Genomic DNA, 17903 nt, shown 5'->3' on the forward strand with positions numbered 1-17903 from the left:
CTTTTCATTGCCCGTGGATCCGAAGAAAGGCGCAAAACGTCTTCTCGACAGCGCCCCTGCAGGCGTCTAAAACCGGCCTCCACCATGTCTTTTCTCGGGCCTCGCGGCCTTTTACCTGAGCTTAGAGTTTCATGAGCGGCGTCAACGAAATCCGGTCGGCCTTCCTCGATTACTACGCCAAGAACGGCCATGAGGTCGTGGCGTCGAGCCCCCTTGTGCCTCGCAACGATCCGACCCTGATGTTCACGAACGCCGGCATGGTGCAGTTCAAAAACGTCTTCACCGGCGTCGAGAAGCGGCCGTATTCCCGCGCAGCCACGGCGCAGAAATGCGTGCGCGCGGGCGGCAAGCACAACGATCTCGACAATGTGGGCTACACGGCGCGCCACCACACCTTCTTCGAGATGCTGGGCAATTTCTCGTTCGGCGATTACTTCAAGGAACGGGCGATTGAACTCGCCTGGAACCTGATCACCAAGGAATTCGACCTGACGAAGGAGCGCCTGCTCGTCACCGTCTATCACGACGACGACGAGGCGGCGAACCTGTGGAAGAAGATCGCCGGATTCTCTGATTCCAAGATCATCCGCATCCCGACCTCGGACAACTTCTGGCAGATGGGCGATACCGGCCCCTGCGGCCCGTGCTCGGAAATCTTCATCGACCAGGGCGACAAGCTCTGGGGCGGCCCTCCCGGCTCTGCGGATGAGGATGGCGACCGCTTCCTCGAATTCTGGAATCTCGTGTTCATGCAATACGAGCAGATCGAGCCCGGCAATCGCATCCCGCTGCCCAAGCCCTCCATCGACACCGGCATGGGGCTGGAGCGCATCGCCGCGATCATGCAGGGCGTCTATTCTAACTACGACACGGACCTATTCCGCACCCTCATCGAAGCCGTGGCGCACGCCACCGGCGTTGCGCCGGAAGGCGACCGCAAGGCCTCGCACCGGGTGATCGCGGACCACCTGCGCACGTCCTGCTTCCTCGTGGCCGATGGCGTGCTGCCGTCGAACGAGGGCCGTGGCTATGTGCTTCGCCGCATCATGCGCCGCGCCATGCGTCATGCGCAGCTTCTGGGCGCGAAGGAGCCATTGATGTACCGCCTCGTGCCCGCTTTGGTGCGCGAGATGGGGCAGGCCTATCCGGAGCTGGTGCGCGCCGAGTCGCTCATCACCGAGACGCTGAAGCTTGAGGAAACCCGCTTCCGCAAGACGCTGGAGCGCGGCCTGACGATCCTCGACGATGAAACGCGCAACCTCACCAAGGGCCAGTCGCTCTCCGGCGAGACGGCGTTCACGCTCTACGACACCTACGGCTTCCCGCTCGATCTGACGCAGGATGCCTTGAAGCCGCGCGGCATCGGCGTCGATACGGATGCCTTCGACGCCGCCATGGAGCGCCAGCGCGAGAAGGCGCGCGCCGCGTGGTCCGGGTCGGGCGAGGCGGCAACGGAAACCGTGTGGTTCGGCATCAAGGAGCGCGTCGGCGCGACCGACTTTTTGGGCTACGACACCGAGAACGCCGAGGGCGTGGTGCTGGCGCTGATCAAGGATGGCCAGGAGGTCAAGGAGATCAAGGCTGGAGAAACCGGCCTCGTGGTCCTCAACCAGACGCCGTTCTATGGCGAATCCGGCGGCCAGGTCGGCGATACGGGCATCATGCAGGGCGAGGGCTCGCGCCTTCGCGTTTCCGGCACCGAGAAGAAGCTCGGCGATTTGTTCGTGCACCACGTCATGGTGGAGCATGGCACGCTCAAGCTGAACCAGTCGCTGGAGCTGATCGTGGATCACGCGCGCCGCACGGCGATCCGCTCCAACCACTCCGCAACGCACCTGCTGCACGAAGCGCTGCGTCAGGTGCTCGGCGATCACGTGGCGCAAAAGGGCTCGCTCGTCTCGCCCGACCGCCTGCGCTTCGACTTCAGCCATCCCAAGCCCATGAGCGATGAGGAAGTGGCGAAGGTCGAGGAGATCGCCAACAAGGTGCTGCTCCAGAACGAGCCCGTCGTGACCAAGTTGATGGGCGTGGAAGAAGCCATCGAATCCGGCGCGCGCGCGTTGTTCGGTGAGAAATACGGCGAGGAAGTCCGCGTCGTGTCCATGGGCAAGGCTGACGGCAACAAGACGTTCTCTGTCGAACTTTGCGGCGGCACGCATGTGAGCCGCACGGGCGATATCGGCCTCATCACGATCCTTGCCGAGGGCGCGGTGGCCGCGGGTGTGCGCCGTCTCGAAGCGATGACGGGCGATGTGGCGCGTCACCACCTCACCGAGGAAAGTCGCCGCCTGCGCGAAATCGCGAGCCTTCTGAAAATCCCCGCCGATGAAGCGCCCGCGCGCCTCTCGGCGCTGCTCGAGGAAAAGCGTAAAGTGGAGCGCGAACTCACCGACGCGCGCCGCAAGATCGCCATGGGCGGCGGGGTTGCGGGCGGCGAAGAGCCGGTGCGCGAAATCGCGGGCATCAAGCTCATGGCGCGCGCCGTCACCGGCGTCGAGATGAAGGATCTGAAGAGCCTCGCCGATGAAGGCAAGAAGCGCATCGGCTCGGGCGTCGTCGCCATCGTCGGCGTGGGTGAGGATGGCAAGGCGGGCATCGTCGTCGGCGTCACGGAAGACCTGATCGCGAAATACGATGCGGTCTCGCTCGTGCGCGTCGGCTCCGAGAAACTCGGTGGCAAGGGCGGCGGAGGCCGCCGCGACATGGCGCAGGCCGGCGGACCCGACGGGGCCCAGGCCGAGGCAGCGCTCGCGGCCATCGAAGCGGCGCTCTCAACCGCCGCCTAAAGGACCGGCGCCATGGCGAGGGATCATCCACACCCGGCACGGCGCAGAGTCTATGAGATCCTCGAACGCAGCAGCGTGAGCGATCCCGTCGTTCACGCTGTTCATATTTTTCTGATCCTGCTGATCCTCATCAACGTGACGTCGGTGGTGCTGGAAAGCGAGCCCTCGTTGCGGGCGGAGTATTGGCAGACCTTCGTCGCCATCGACATTTTCAGCGGCTTCATCTTCACGGTGGAATATGCCGCGCGTCTGTGGTGCGCACCGGAGCACACGCCCTGGCGGCACCTGAAGCCATGGCGCGCGCGGCTGCGCTGGGCGCTGCATCCGCAATCCATTATTGATTTTCTGGCCATCGTGCCGTTCTATTTCGCCTATTCCGACATCAGCGAGTTGCGCATCTTCCTGCTGCTGCGGCTCTTCCGCTTTTTCAAGCTCGCGCGCTATTCGCCCGGCCTGACAAGCCTGATGGAGGCGATCTACGCGGAGCGGCGCGCGCTTGTGGCCTGCGGCGTCATCCTGCTCGGCGCCGTGCTGGTGTTTGCCTCCCTCATGAACCTCGTTGAGAAGGATGCGCAGCCCGACAAGTTCGGCAGCATTCCGGAATCCATGTATTGGGCCATCATCACGCTCACCACTGTCGGCTACGGCGACGTGGTGCCGGTGACGATGCTCGGCCGCGCCATCGCGGCGCTGACGGCGGTGATGGGGCTGGTGATGCTCGCGCTTCCCGTCGGCATCATCGCCAGCGCGTTCTCACGCGAGATCCACCGGCACGATTTCGTCGTCACCTGGAGCATGGTGGCGCGCGTGCCGCTGTTTGCCGATCTCGACGCGGAGGAAGTGGCGCTGGTCATGCACAGGCTGCGCTCGCAAAGCTGCGTGCCGGGCGAGCTGATTGTCCGCAAAGGGGACGTGGCGCATGCGATGTATCTCATCGCCTCTGGCGAAGTCGAAGTGCTGGTGCCCGGCGAACCGGTCAGGCTGGGCGTGGGCGATTTCTTCGGCGAAACCTCTGTGCTCAAGCGCCGCCGCAGGCACGTCACCGTGCGCGCCACCACCCCATGCCGCCTCCTCGTGCTCGACGCGGAAGACCTGCACCAGCTCATCGCCTCCGACCCTGCCATGGCGCAGCACATCGAAGAGGTCATCCTGTCGCGGGGCGAACGGCGGGCGGTGTGAAATAGGCGAGGCTAGAATAGCCGTGGACCCATCTCATAGAGGTTAGTCACGCACAGGATAGCGGCGTTTGCCGATGGCACAAACTTGTGATCTTGTTGCGTGATCCAGAGACGAGCCACCTTGGGATCGGGCGATGCGTATTGAGAGTGTTGAGATTTTTTCGGACAGGACCAATGCCGCCGTCATGCGGCACCCCGGTCGAGCTTTTCCGGGCGTTTTGGTGCAGGGTGACAGCCTCCATATACTGTGTCAGCAAGCGGACGCGGCCTGCAAAGAAATCGGGCGGGACGCGCCCGGTTATGAAGATCTGAACGACCTCCGCGATACGTTGCGGTCTTACCTCAACCATTACAAAGCCACGCTCGCCGAGTACGGTATGAAACTCCCATTCTATGAGCCGAAGCTTCCGTGAAGCTTGGACTTCCATCACGTCGTTCGCGGAATTCACGGTCCAACTAGCCTCAATGTGGCTGTGTGCTTATGATTTCACGACTCCAATTATGGCAATGAAGTAACATGGCAAGTAACACGTTTTTTCATTGCGTTCCTTGACGGAATTCTCGTTTTCGCGAAAGCCTCAGGCAGCATTCGGAAATGTTGCAATGAGACAGATCTTCATCACGGCGCTTTTTATTGGCGGCTTTCTTTTCAACCCGGCCCAGGCTCAGGATCGAAACACCCCACCGACGGTGCTGGTGATCGATGCGTCGAACAGCATGTGGGGGCGCATCGACGGGAAGGCGAAGATGGAGATCGCGCGCGATGCGGTCGGCTCCGTCGTGGATACGCTTCCCAAGGGGACGCGACTCGGCATCGTTGCCTATGGGCATCGCCGTGCAGGCGATTGCAGCGATATCGAAGCGATCTTACCGCTCGGTCCCGTCGACAAATCCAAGGTGCAGGCGGTCGCGAACCGGCTGACCCCGCGCGGCAAGACGCCGATCACCGCCGCGTTGAAGGAGGCGGCCGGTCTGCTCGATGCCGGCAAGCCCGGTAATGTCATCATCGTTACGGACGGCATTGAAACCTGCAAAGCCGATCCTTGCGCGCTTGCCGAGGAGTTGAAGCGCGCGAATGCGGGCTTTGTCGCACACGTGATCGGGTTCGACGTATCGAGCGTGGAGCGTCCCAAGCTGTCCTGCATCGCCGAGAGGACGGGCGGCACCTTCGTTGCTGCATCGAATGCGGGTGAGCTGGGGCAGGCGTTGAAGGCGTCGGTGCAGGCGAAGGCCAAGCCTGCCGTTGTCACGCGCAAGATTGCTCTCGAAGCTACGGATGGCGGACGCCCGGTGTCCAACGCAGCCTTCACCGTCGCGCGAAACGGCGAGACAGGCGTGATTGCGGAAGGTGTTTCCGACGCCGTGGCCCTGTCGCCCGGTCGCTATCGCGTCTCGGCCCTCACTGCGGCCAAGACCGGCCAGGTGGAGGTGGAAGTCACCAAGGATGCGCCCGCGAAGATCGTCGTCGCGCTTGCTGGCGATCTGCCCAAGGCCAATCTGCAACCGGCAAAGACCAGCACTCCCGCGACCGGTCGTCTCGACGTGCGCTGGAGCGGCCCTGACGGGAAAGGCGACTACGTCGTCTTCGCCCGTGCGAATGGCGAGGCTTTGGAAACTCGGCACTACAGCTACACCAGCGAAGGCAATCCGCTCAAAGTGCGCGTGCCGGGAGAGCCCGGCGAGTACGAACTGCGCTACGTCTCGGATGCGACCGGCGCGATCCTCGCCCGCACCAAGATCACCGCGACGCCCGTGACCGCGACACTCGATGCTCCCGCCAAGGGTGCGGCAGGCTCGGAGATTGCGGTGACGTTCAACGGGCCCAATGCGGACGAGGATTGGATCGGGCTTGCGAAGCCGGGCAGCGACGTGAACAGCTATGAAGCCTTTGCGTGGGTGATGAGCGGGGCGCCCGCGAAGTTGCTGCTTCCTGCCGAGCCCGGTGCTTACGAAATCCGCTACATCTCCGGCCTCGACCCCAAGACACTGGCGACGCGCAAGATCGACGTGACTCAGGCCAGCGCTTCGCTGACCGCTCCGGCTCGCGCCACTGCGGGCAGCACGATCGAGATCGGTTTCAAAGGCAGCGGCGGTGGCGACACCTTCATCGGTGTGGTCAAGAAGGGCGCTGCCCCGGGGGCCTGGGCCGCCTTTGAATATCCGAAGGGCGAGCAGGTGGCTCTACGCCTGCCGGGAGAGCCCGGCGCATACGAAGTGCGCTTCGTTCTGGAGGCGAACGGTGTCTACAAAGTGCTGGCCTCGAGCCCTCTCACCATCGACCCCGCCGTCGCCAGCGTGACTGCGCCGGATCGCGTCAAGCGCGGGGCGCCGGTCGCGATCACTTTCACCGGCCCCAAGGGCGAGGGCGACTTCGTCACCATCGTGCCTCCCGCGTCCGCGCCCGAGACCTTTGCCGATTATCAGGATGCCACGCCGGACAAAGCGTCCATCACGCTCGAAGCGCCCGCGGAGGCCGGCGTTTACGAGGTGCGCTATGTCATGGCTGCGCCGGGGGAGGGCGGGCACCAGATCATCGCCCGCAAGACGATCCGGGTGGATTGATCTTCAGTCGTGATCCGGGTGCTGGCGAGAGGCCATTTTCGCCAGCTCTTCCGGTGTCGCGCTGTCTTCCGTCTCGGGGAGGGTGTGCAGCGTCTCGAACGCGGCGAGGCGGCTTTCCATGCCATATTGGGTTTCCGGCTGCGCACGGCCCGGATCGTCGAGGCTGCCGATGGAAACGCTGATGCGGTTGCTCTCCACATAGCGAAACGATAGCGGCGTTCCGCAATCCCGGCAGAAACCGCGCTCGACGGCCTCTGAGCTTTTGAAGGTCCCCGGCGCGCCTTTCGTCCATACGAGATCTTTCAGCGGAACGCCGGTGAGGGGCGCGAAGTAATTGCCAAAAGCCTTCTGGCACATGCGGCAATGACAGATACTCGCACCCGTCGGCTCGGACATGAGGCGGTAACGCACCGCGCCGCATTGGCAGCCGCCGGAAAGGAAGGAATGCTGTTGATCGCGCATCGCAGAGGCTCGCTCGCGGGAGAAGTCCCGATTCAACAACCTAGGGCATACGCCGACGACGGATAGGCTGCTCTAGCCGACCGCTAGGTCAATCATCACTCCAGTGTTCTCGGATCAGCTCGAACAGGAGGTCGACATTGTCTTCGACCGCTTCTGAGCCTTTGAAGATGCTGAACTCGATGTGATCATCGAAGAAGTCCAGCTCGATACGTGCGCCGACAAGCGTGAATGAGACCATGATGGTGTCCTCGCGGACATGATCCAGCCGATAGTAGATATTTTCTCGATCGAGATAGTTCAGAAACGGGATCAAATCTTTGATGCCATTCAGCGTCATCATGATGCGTCACTTTCGGACTTTGTTGCCGCCGAGCACCTTAAGGCGTGATCCCGCGGTGAAATTGCCGCTTTGATGGTCCACATATCAAAAAGCCCGGCGTTGAGCCGGGCTTTTTGTCTCTCATCGCGTGAGCGCGGTTTACGCCGCCATTGCCTTCTTGAGGTTCTCGTCGATCTTGTCGAGGAAGCCGGTGGTGGAGAGCCACTTCTGTTCGGCGCCGACGAGGAGGGCGAGGTCCTTGGTCATGTAGCCGGCTTCCACCGTGTCCACGCAGACCTTTTCGAGGGTCGAAGCGAACTTGGCGAGCTCGGCGTTGTTGTCGAGCTTCGCGCGGTGGGCGAGGCCGCGGGTCCAGGCGAAGATCGAGGCGATGGAGTTCGTGGAGGTCTCCTTGCCCTTCTGGTGCTCGCGGTAGTGACGGGTCACGGTGCCGTGGGCGGCTTCCGCCTCGACCGTCTTGCCGTCCGGCGTCATCAGCACCGAGGTCATGAGGCCGAGCGAGCCGAAGCCCTGCGCAACCGTGTCGGACTGCACGTCACCATCGTAGTTCTTACAGGCCCACACATAGCCGCCCGACCACTTGAGGGCCGAAGCCACCATGTCGTCGATCAGGCGGTGCTCGTAGGTGATGCCGGCGGCGTCGAGCTTTGCCTTGAACTCGTTCTGGTAGACCTCTTCGAAGATGTCCTTGAAGCGGCCGTCATAGGCCTTGAGGATGGTGTTCTTCGTGGAGAGATAGACCGGGTACTTGCGGTTCAGGCCGTAATTCATCGAGGCGCGAGCGAATTCGCGGATCGACTCGTCGAGGTTGTACATGGCCATCGCCACGCCGCCGCCCGTGAACTTGAAGACTTCCTTCTCGATGACCGAGCCGTCCTCGCCCTCGAACTTGATGGTCAGGCGGCCCTTGCCGGGCACCTTGAAATCGGTCGCCTTGTACTGGTCGCCGAAGGCGTGACGGCCGACGATGATCGGCTGCGTCCAGCCCGGCACCAGGCGCGGAACGTTCTTGCAGATGATCGGCTCACGGAAGATCACGCCGCCGAGGATGTTGCGGATCGTGCCGTTCGGCGACTTCCACATTTCCTTGAGGTTGAACTCCTTCACGCGAGCCTCGTCCGGCGTGATGGTGGCGCACTTCACGCCGACGCCGTACTTCTTGATGGCCTCAGCCGCCTCGACCGTGACCTGATCGTTGGTCGCGTCGCGGTGCTCCATGCCCAGGTCGTAGTACTTGAGATCGATGTCGAGATAGGGGTGGATCAGCTTGTCTTTGATGTAGTGCCAAATGATGCGGGTCATCTCGTCGCCGTCGAGTTCGACGACCGGATTGGCAACCTTGATCTTCGCCATTGATCTTAACCTTGAGCCTGTTGAACGGGAACCGGGCCTGCCGGACGGCAGAGCGTTGCCGCGGGCTATAGCGCGACTGGGGCTTGCGGGGAAGGGCGGTGACGCTCACGACAGGCGCCGTCCCCATTCCGGCACGGCCTCATCGATGGAAGTCAGGCGGGAAAACGGTCGAAAGACTCCATTCCCAAGCGTCGCTTGTGTGCTGGAGCACCGATGTCGAGGCGGAATTGCTCTGAAATCCTAGGTATTCCGATAGGTCTTCCCAAAAGTCAGTACAGTAAGGATTGACTTTATCGGAATGATATTCCATGTCCGGATTCGGAATGTTCACCTATCGTCATCCCGGGGGGAGAGACAATGCGTCTAGCTATCATCATCGGAGCCGCCACCTTGGTTCTGGCTGGCTGCCAGACCACCGAGCAATCCATGGCCAATGCCCAATCGGTCTGCTCTGAATCGGGCCTGCGGCCCGGCACGAAGACCTATGAGCGTTGCGTCAACGCCAGCTACCGCAACAACGTCGCGCAATCCAACGCCGCCGCCAACCAGGCCGCGGTCGGCGCGGCTGCCGGCGTCGTCGGCGGTGCAGTGCTCGGCGCAGCCGCCGCCCGTCCGCACTACTATTGCGGCTGGGGCTGCTGGTAAGCGGCACAGAATGAAGGGCCTGCCTTGGCAGGCCCTTAGGAAAAAGCCTCCTCGGAGAGAGTTCTCTCGGGGAGGCTTTTTTTGGGCGGACTTGATGAAATCCGGGTCTAGCCGGGTCGTTGTCCTTGGCGGTATGGGAGTCTTGTTCCGTTCACGTCCGCCTTCGGCTCCTTAAACGCACCATGGCCAACCCCGTCATCATCCTGGTCGAACCGCAGCTCGCCGAGAATATCGGCATGGTGGCGCGTGCCATGGCCAATTTCGGGCTCTCGGAGCTTCGGCTCGTGTCGCCGCGCAACGGTTGGCCGAAGAAGGGGGCGCACTCGGCGGCTTCGGGCGCGGTGCATGTTCTCGAAAGCGCGAAGCTTTATGACACGGTTCCGGAAGCGATTGCCGATCTGAACTTCGTCTTCGCCACCACGGCGCGCGAGCGCGGGCAGATGAAGCGAGTCTTCGGGCCGGATGCGGCGATGCAGGAGGCGCGCGAGCGGATCGGGGCCGGGCAGGGCGTCGGCATCCTTTTCGGGCGTGAGCGGACCGGGCTTGAAAACGATGAGGTTTCGCTGGCGGACGCCATCATCACCTTTCCGGTCGATCCGCAATTCTCCTCGCTCAATCTTGCGCAAGCCGTGCTGCTCGTTTCTTACGAGTGGTACAAGCTCGCAGTGGGCGGGATATTGCCCTTTTCCGGTGAGCGGCGCTCGCCGCCCGCGGCGCGCGAGGCGGTTCTTTCCTTCTTCGACTACCTTGAAGCCGAGCTTGATGCGGCCAATTTCTATCCAGAGGACAAAAAGCCGATCATGGCCCGCAACATGCGGGATATCTTCCACCGCCTTGAGATGACCGAGCAGGATGTCCGCACTCTTCGTGGGGCGATTCGTGCCCTTGCGGAGGGGCGGAGATTGAGAAAGCCTTAAAGATCTTCCCCTAAGGTAAGGAAAATAAGCGCATTGCTGCGCTCAAATCCTTTTCGCCCTGAGGCCGCCATGCGCCGCTCCCTGATTGCGTTTCTTCTTCTCGGCTCTTGCCTTGCCGCGCCCGTCGCGCTGGCGGCGTCGCCGCCCAAGCAGCCGGCGGAAGGGCCGGGCGGGACCGACTACAAGGTGGCCGAGGTGACCAAACGCGCGGTCGGAACCGCGAGCGCGGCAGCCTATATCTTCCACGCCGCTGGAGCCGCAGCCGAGCCGCGGCCCGTGGTCGTGTTTCTCCACTCATGGGGCGCGACCAATCCGGGGCTTTACGGCGGCTGGATCGAGCATCTGGCGCGCAAAGGCCATCTCGTCATCGTGCCGCGCTTCCAGGAAGTGAACCGGACGAAGCCGGCTGACGCGACCTCTATGGCCGCGACGATCCTGCGCAATGCGCTCACAACGCTGGCGAACGATCCGGCGGCGCATCCCGATCTCGACCGAGTGGCCTATATCGGGCATCTGGCGGGCGTGCCGATCGCACTCAACCTCGCGACGGGCGGCGGCCAGGAGGGCCTGCCGACGCCGAAGCTGATCCTCGGCCTGATGCCGGGTGGCATCGCGACAGGTGACAAGTCGCGCGGCATCCCGCTCGACGATCTCTCAGCCATCAACGGTTCGACGCTTCTCATCACCATGAGCGGCGACCGCGATTATCTCCCGGCGGATCGCACCGCCAAGCGCATTCTGACCGAGACGACCCAGATCCCGGCCTCCCGCAAACTGTTCATGCGCGTCGGTTCGGACGATCACGGCTATCCCGCGCTCACAGCGACCCTCGTCTCGCCCGGCTCTCCCAAGGCCGAGTACGACGCCTCCACCATGAAGCTGCCGCCCGAGCCGCCGAAGGATCCTAAGCAGAGATCCACCTGGCGCTGGAGCGCCGACATGGCGCTCACCGGCGAGCAGACGGTGCTCACCGCCCAGCTCGGCAACAACGCCATCGACACGCTGGATTATCTCGCGTTCTGGAAAACCTTCGACATGGCGGCGGATGCCGCTTTCTCGGGCAAGGACGCTGCATTCCTCCGCCGCGATCCGAAATTCATCGACATGGGCACCTGGAGCGACGGCTGGCCCGTGCGCCGCCTCTCCGCCGACATGCCGAAGGGCGCCGGGGATGAGAAGCAGGAGCGCGGCCCCCGCCGCCTTCTCAATCTTGGGCCTGCCGGGACCAAGGAAAGCCTGCGGGAATTCCTTAACCAGCGCTCTTAAGAATATGAGGCCAATCTAGGGGCCTTGCTCATGCGTGTCGATCTTCTTGCGGGAACGGCCTATATCCCAAGGGTTATGCCGTCTCCCGTCCCCACGATCCTCGTCTTCGATTCAGGCCTTGGCGGCCTGACGGTCTTCTCCGAGGTCTTGAAAGCTCGTCCTGATGCACGGTTCGTCTATGCGGCGGACGACGCCGGCTTTCCCTATGGGCGATTGAACGAAGCGGAGCTCGTTGCGCGCGTTGCTGTCGTCATGGAGCGGCTGATCGACGTGCATCGGCCACAGATGGTTGTCGTCGCGTGCAATACGGCGTCGACCCTCGTTCTGCCGCACTTGCGCGCGCGCTTCCCGCTACCTTTCGTCGGCACTGTGCCCGCCATCAAACCGGCGGCGCTGGCGACGAAATCGAAGAAGATCACGGTGCTCGCCACGCCGGGTACCGTCGCGCGGGACTATACGCGCGACCTGATCGAAACCTATGCCGCCGGATGCGAGGTCAACCTCATCGGCTCGCGCCGGCTTGCGGGCTTCGCCGAAGCAGAGCTCACCGGCGCGCCGGTATCCGACGCCGATCTGCTCTGCGAGCTTCGCCCCTGCTTTATCGAGGATGGGGCGGGGCGCACCGACGTGGTGACACTCTCCTGTACCCATTACCCGCTGCTACTCGACCGCCTGAGAGGTCTGGCACCCTGGCCGGTGACCTGGATCGACCCCGCGCCCGCCATCGCGCGCCGCGTGGTGCAACTGATCGGCGGCCCGGTTCCCGGTCATGAAGCCGACGAGAACGAGATGGTGGCGGTGTTCACCGAAGGCCGGGGCATCGAGGCCGGGCTTCGCGAGGCCCTGCGCGCAAAAGGTCTGCCCGCCATCGCCATCGAGCCTCTGCCGTTTCTCCAGGCGCAATAACTTAAGCTTTTCAAGAAGCTCGGCCACACAACTGCGTGTGGTGCGTGAACCATATCCCCCCGACGGCGTAGTCAAGTTGGGACGCTTTGTGTGCCGCGGGGAGTTTCATGACGGAGACGACGCCGAGGGCATGGCGGCCGATGCGCGCTGTCCTCGCAGTCCTCATTCTCGGTTTTCTGGCCGCCGGTGGTTACGCCGGCTGGGTCTGGCTGCAATCGCGCGACAACAAGGCGGCTGCCTCGACGCCAGCGGCTGCTGTGCCCGTTCCCGTGCAGGCGGCTGCCGCGGGAAGGGCAGACGTGCCGATCTATCTGACTGGGCTCGGGAACGTACAGGCCTACAACACGGTCACGGTGCGCAGCCGCGTCGATGGCGAGATCCAGAAGATCGCCTTTGAGGAAGGTCAGATGGTCAAGCAGGGGGATCTGCTGCTGCAGATCGATCCGCGCCCCTTCCAGGCAGCGCTCGATCAGGCGGTTGCGAAGAAGGCGCAGGACGAGGCGCAACTGGTCAGCGCCAAGGCGGACCTGGAGCGCACGACCAATCTTCTCGCGCGGAACTATGCCACGCACCAGCTTTACGACTCGCAGCAGGCCGGGGTGAATGCGTTGATGGCACAGATCCGGGGTGATCAGGGAGCCATCGACAACGCGAAGACGCAACTCGAATACACCACCATCCGCGCGCCGCTTTCCGGGCGCACGGGGTTCCGTCAGGTCGACCAGGGCAACATCATTCATGCGGCGGATACGAACGGTGTCGTCGAGATCACGCAGATTGAGCCGATTTCGGTAGTCTTCACGGTTCCTGAGAGCCAGCTGCCGACCATCGTGACGCATCAAAAGCTCGGACCGCTCAAGGTCTGGGCTCTGCCGCCGAGCGGCAAGGAGATCCTCGGCGAAGGTGTGCTGACTCTTCTCAACAATCAGGTCGATACCGGCACCGGCACGATCCGCCTTAAGGCGCGGTTCGACAATAAGGAACACACGCTCTGGCCTGGCCAGTCCGTCAATGCGCGCCTGCTGGTGCAGACGCTGAAAGGCGTCGTCACGGTTCCCAACACGGCGGTTCAGCGTGGGCCGAACGGGCTTTTCGTCTATCTCGTCAAACCGGACAAGACGGTGGAGATGCGCAGCGTCGGTGTCGGCCCGATCACCGAGGACAAGGCCGTGATCGAAAGCGGTCTCCAACCGGGCGATGAGGTGGTGACCGCCGGGCAGTACCGGCTGCAGCCGGGCGCGACCGTCGACATCACCAATGCCCAAGAAAACAATAGACATGAGAATCCGCAGCGCATGACCGCTCAGGAGCCGTCGTGATGGGTGGCGGTCTTTCTGCTCCGTTCATCCGGTATCCGATTGCGACGACGCTGCTGATGGTCGGCGTGCTCTTCGTCGGCCTTGTCGCTTATCCGTTCCTGCCCGTCGCGCCGCTGCCGCAGGTGGATTTCCCGACGATCCAGGTGTCTGCAACACTTCCCGGCGCAAGCCCGGAGACCATGGCCTCGTCGGTGGCGCAGCCTTTGGAGCGGCAGTTCGGGCAGATCCCTGGCGTCACGCAGATGTCCTCTTCGAGCGCGCTCGGCGCGACGACGGTTACGCTTCAGTTCGACCTGAACCGCAACATCGACGCAGCGGCGCAGGATGTGCAGGCCGCGATCAACGCCGCGAGCGGCCAACTGCCGAAGAATTTGCCTAAGCCGCCGACCTATAGAAAGGTGAATCCGGCGGATGTTCCGATCCTCATCATCTCGGTCACCTCCGACAGCCTGCCGCTGGTCGACGTTGACGACAATGCCGACAACAAGCTGGCGCAGCAGGTCAGCCAGATCTCAGGCGTGGCCCAGGTCACCATCGGCGGTGAGCAGAAGCCCGCGATCCGCGTGCAGCTCGACCCGGCGAAGCTCATCAACAAGAACCTGTCGCTTGAGGATGTGCGCGCTCAACTCATGCTCTCCACCGTGGACAGTCCGAAGGGCACCGTCGACAGCGCCACCCGCAGCTTCACGATTTACGCGAACGACCAGCTGACACGCGCCGAGGACTGGAACGACGTCATCGTCGCCTACCGGAGCGGCGCGCCGGTGCGCGTGCGCGATATCGGGCGCGCGTTGTCCGGGCCGGAAAACACCAAGCTCGCGGCGTGGAGCAACGGCAAGCCCGGCGTGTTCCTCGTGGTGTCCAAGCAGCCCGGTGCGAACGTCATCGACACGGTGGAAAAGATCAAGGCGCAGTTGCCGCGCCTTCAGGCGGCGATGCCGCCCGCGATCAAGGTCAGCATCCTGAGCGATCGCACGCAGACCATCCGCGCCTCCGTTGACGATGTGCAATTCACGCTGATCCTCACCATCGTGCTCGTCGTGTTGGTGATCTTCCTCTTCCTGCGCAAGCTGTGGGCGACGGTGATCCCCAGCATCACGGTTCCGCTGGCGCTGCTCGGGACCTTCGGGCTCATGTATCTGGCGGGCTACAGCCTTGATAACCTGTCGCTGATGGCGCTCACCATCTCGGTCGGGTTCGTGGTGGATGATGCCATCGTCATGCTCGAGAACATCGTCCGCCATGTCGAGGATGGCGAGAAGCCGATGGAGGCGGCCTACAAGGGCGCGGGCGAGATCGGCTTTACGATTTTGTCGATCAGCATTTCGCTGATCGCGGTTTTCATTCCGCTGCTGTTGATGGGCGGAATCGTCGGGCGGCTTTTCCGCGAGTTCTCCATGGTTGTCGCCATGGCGATCGCGGTGTCCGCCGTCGTCTCTCTGACGCTGACGCCGATGATGGCCTCGCGCCTTCTGAAAGAAGAAAAAGGCGTGCGGCAAAACTGGTTCTACCGCGTCATGGAGAAGATGTTCAACGGGATGGAGCGAGCTTATGAGCGTGGGCTCGATGTGGCGCTCAAACATCGCTTCATCACGCTTATGGTCTTCTTTGCGACCTTGGGCCTGACGGGCTATCTCTTCGTGGTGATCCCCAAGGGCTTCTTCCCGCAGCAGGACACGGGCTTCGTGCAAGGCACGTCGGAGGCCGCGCAGGACATCTCCTTCGAGGACATGAAGAAGCGGCAACTGAAGCTCGGCGAGATCGTCGCGCAAGATCCGGCGGTCGATACCTTCGCGATGGCCGTCGGGTCGGGACCCAACGCCAGCACGCTCAACAACGGGCGCTTCTACATCAACTTGAAGCCGCGCTCCGAGCGTGACGTTTCGGCGACCGAATTCATCGCGCGGTTGCGGCCCAAGCTTGAGAAGGTGGAGGGCATTCGCCTCTTCCTCCAGGCATCGCAGGACATCAATATCGGCGCGCGTCAGGCGCGTACACAGTTTCAGTACACCTTGCAGAACGCCGACCTCGATCAACTGAACCAGTGGGCGCCGAAAGTTTTGGACAAGCTCAAGACGCTCCCCGAACTGCGCGATGTCGCGACCGACCAGCAGATCAGCGGCACCACGCTGACGCTGACCATCGACCGCGACCAGGCCTCGCGTTTCGGCTTCACGCCGCAGATGATCGACGACACGCTTTATAACGCCTTCGGTCAGCGCCAAATCACGCAGTATTTCACGCAGCTCAACACCTACAATGTGGTCATGGAAATCCTGCCGGAATTGCAGGAGCAGACGCAGAGCCTGAACAACATCTACCTGAAATCGCCGGTCTCAGGGCAGCAGGTGCCGCTCTCCACTTTCGCGAAATGGACGACGCGCAAGATCGCGCCGCTGTCGGTCAACCACCAAGGCCAGTTCCCGGCGGTGACGATCAGCTTCAACCTCGCGCCGGATACCGCGCTGGGACAGGCGACCGCCGCGATCCAGAAGGCGCAGCGCGAGATCGGCGCGCCAGCCTCCCTCGTCGGCAATTTTCAGGGCAACGCGCAGGCCTTCCAGGCCTCGCTCTCCACCGTGCCGCTGCTGATCGGGGCGGCGCTGGTCGTGGTCTATCTCGTCCTGGGCATTCTCTATGAGAGTTACGTGCACCCCATCACCATCCTCTCGACGCTGCCTTCCGCGGGATTGGGCGCGCTCGCGACGCTGATGGTGTTCGGAATCGAGTTCAGCTTGATTGCCTTCATCGGAATCATCCTGCTCATCGGCATCGTAAAGAAGAACGGCATCATGATGGTGGACTTCGCCATCAGCGCTGAGCGGGAGGAGGGGCTCTCCAGCCAGGAGGCCATCCGCAAGGCTGCGATCCTGCGCTTCCGGCCCATCATGATGACGACGATGGCGGCGCTGCTCGGCGGCGTGCCGCTGATGCTCGGCCACGGGACGGGCTCGGAATTCCGCCAACCGCTCGGCTACGCCATGGTCGGCGGCCTGTTCGTCAGCCAGGCGCTGACTCTGTTCACCACCCCGGTCGTCTACCTCTACCTCGACCGCCTGTCCCTCGCGGTCCGCCGCTGGCGGCGCGGCGGGGAGGTGCCTCCGGAGGCCGAAGAGGAGGCGATTTCGCAGGCGGCGGAGTAACTGCATGGCGCCCAACCACCGCCGTCATTCCGGGGTGAGCACGAGAGCCCGGAACCCATAAACGCTGGCAATTCCAAACAAAGCGCGATGAGAGCAGCCGAGCCATACTCGGCGCCGTTAGCGGGTGTGGGTTCCGGGCTCCGCTTCGCGGCCCCGGAATGATAGGGTGGGCGCTACCTCTCCACGCCTTCATTGACTCCCCCGCCATTTTCCCTTAGGCACCCCTGGTCGGCGCGGTCCTTTTGGGCCGCGTCGGCATTTACGCACCCGTGGCCCGGCTTTGGTCGGCCTGTCGTCCCTTCGGGGAAGAGGAGGGCGCGTTCCTCGAAACCGTTCGACTACATGAGGAATCGCGATGTCGAAGCGCATTCAGGCCAAGCATAAGCTTGACCGCCGTATGGGCCAGAATATCTGGGGCCGCCCGAAGAGCCCCGTCAATCGCCGTGAATACGGCCCCGGTCAGCACGGACAGCGCCGCAAGGGCAAGATGTCCGACTTCGGCACGCAGCTGCGCGCCAAGCAGAAGCTGAAGGGCTACTACGCGAACATCACCGAGAAGCAGTTCCGCCGCTACTACGCGGAAGCGCTGCGCCAGAAGGGCGACTCGGGTGAGAACCTGATCGGCCTGCTCGAGCGCCGTCTCGACGCGGTCGTCTACCGCGCCAAGTTCGTTGCGACCCCGTTCGCTGCGCGTCAGTTCGTCAACCACGGTCACGTGAAGGTCAACGGCCGCCGCGTCAACATCGCGAGCTACCTCGTGAAGGCAGGCGACGTGATCGAGGTCAAGGAAAAGTCGAAGCAGCTCGAGATCGTCGTCGTGGCGAGCCAGCTCGCTGAGCGCGACGTTCCGGACTACATCGAGGTCGATCATTCCAAGATGACCGCCAAGATGACCCGCATTCCGACCCTGTCCGAGGTGCCTTACCCGGTGCAGATGGAACCGAACCTCGTCATCGAGTTCTACTCGCGCTAAGCCGCGACGAAACCGAATACGGAAAAGGCCGCCTTCGGCGGCCTTTTTTGTTG

Annotated in this window: 14 protein-coding genes; 11 read left to right on the plus strand and 3 right to left on the minus strand. The window is 62.9% G+C overall.

Annotated features, from left to right (window positions below; genetic code table 11):
- Positions 1-131 precede the first annotated feature (131 nt).
- The 4 genes from alaS (at position 132) to HB375_RS07915 (ending at position 6526) form a co-directional block, all read left to right on the plus strand.
- Entirely contained in the window at positions 132-2786 is a 2655-nt protein-coding gene (gene alaS, locus HB375_RS07900) for an alanine--tRNA ligase (RefSeq protein WP_167672409.1), read from the plus strand.
- A 12-nt stretch (positions 2787-2798) separates the two neighbouring features.
- The gene (locus tag HB375_RS07905; protein ID WP_167672410.1) at positions 2799-3965 is read left to right on the plus strand and encodes a cyclic nucleotide-gated ion channel; all 1167 of its coding nucleotides are present in this window, start codon (positions 2799-2801) and stop codon (positions 3963-3965) included.
- A gap of 133 nt (positions 3966-4098) precedes the next feature.
- Positions 4099-4377 (plus strand): DUF6959 family protein, encoded by a 279-nt coding sequence (locus tag HB375_RS07910; protein WP_167672411.1) that lies wholly within the window; start codon positions 4099-4101, stop codon positions 4375-4377.
- Positions 4378-4567: 190 nt separating this feature from the next.
- Positions 4568-6526, plus strand: coding sequence for a vWA domain-containing protein (locus tag HB375_RS07915; protein ID WP_167672412.1), 1959 nt, complete (start codon positions 4568-4570; stop codon positions 6524-6526).
- Positions 6527-6529: 3 nt separating this feature from the next.
- Here HB375_RS07915 and HB375_RS07920 read toward each other — a convergent pair whose 3' ends face one another.
- The 3 genes from HB375_RS07920 to HB375_RS07930 all read right to left on the minus strand — a co-directional run bounded on the left by HB375_RS07920 (position 6530) and on the right by HB375_RS07930 (position 8681).
- Positions 6530-6988, minus strand: a complete 459-nt coding sequence (locus HB375_RS07920; protein ID WP_167672413.1) for a GFA family protein — start codon at positions 6986-6988, stop codon at positions 6530-6532.
- Between the two features lie 88 nt (positions 6989-7076).
- Entirely contained in the window at positions 7077-7328 is a 252-nt protein-coding gene (locus HB375_RS07925) for a hypothetical protein (RefSeq protein ID WP_246728386.1), read from the minus strand.
- Between the two features lie 138 nt (positions 7329-7466).
- On the minus strand, positions 7467-8681 hold the full coding sequence (locus HB375_RS07930) for an NADP-dependent isocitrate dehydrogenase (protein ID WP_167672414.1): 1215 nt from the start codon (positions 8679-8681) through the stop codon (positions 7467-7469).
- Positions 8682-9038: 357 nt separating this feature from the next.
- On the opposite strand from HB375_RS07930, the gene HB375_RS07935 reads away from it, so the two are divergent.
- The 7 genes from HB375_RS07935 (at position 9039) to rpsD (ending at position 17850) form a co-directional block, all read left to right on the plus strand.
- Positions 9039-9326, plus strand: coding sequence for a hypothetical protein (locus HB375_RS07935; RefSeq protein WP_167672415.1), 288 nt, complete (start codon positions 9039-9041; stop codon positions 9324-9326).
- Between the two features lie 182 nt (positions 9327-9508).
- Entirely contained in the window at positions 9509-10243 is a 735-nt protein-coding gene (locus HB375_RS07940) for an RNA methyltransferase (protein WP_167672416.1), read from the plus strand.
- Between the two features lie 69 nt (positions 10244-10312).
- Complete coding sequence (locus HB375_RS07945; RefSeq protein WP_167672417.1) at positions 10313-11509, plus strand: dienelactone hydrolase family protein; 1197 nt, start codon at positions 10313-10315, stop codon at positions 11507-11509.
- A 30-nt stretch (positions 11510-11539) separates the two neighbouring features.
- Positions 11540-12415: a glutamate racemase gene (gene murI, locus HB375_RS07950; protein ID WP_167672418.1), complete on the plus strand. Its 876-nt coding sequence runs from the start codon at positions 11540-11542 to the stop codon at positions 12413-12415.
- A gap of 107 nt (positions 12416-12522) precedes the next feature.
- The gene (locus HB375_RS07955) at positions 12523-13734 is read left to right on the plus strand and encodes an efflux RND transporter periplasmic adaptor subunit (RefSeq protein ID WP_167672419.1); all 1212 of its coding nucleotides are present in this window, start codon (positions 12523-12525) and stop codon (positions 13732-13734) included.
- The gene (locus tag HB375_RS07960) at positions 13734-16877 is read left to right on the plus strand and encodes a multidrug efflux RND transporter permease subunit (RefSeq protein ID WP_167672420.1); all 3144 of its coding nucleotides are present in this window, start codon (positions 13734-13736) and stop codon (positions 16875-16877) included. The genes HB375_RS07955 and HB375_RS07960 overlap by 1 nt, the downstream gene beginning before the upstream one ends.
- 355 nt (positions 16878-17232) lie before the next feature.
- On the plus strand, positions 17233-17850 hold the full coding sequence (gene rpsD, locus HB375_RS07965; protein WP_167672421.1) for a 30S ribosomal protein S4: 618 nt from the start codon (positions 17233-17235) through the stop codon (positions 17848-17850).
- The last annotated feature ends 53 nt before the right edge of the window (positions 17851-17903 follow it).

Origin of the sequence: Microvirga terricola (assembly GCF_011777495.1) — a bacterium.
Classification (GTDB): domain Bacteria; phylum Pseudomonadota; class Alphaproteobacteria; order Rhizobiales; family Beijerinckiaceae; genus Microvirga; species Microvirga terricola.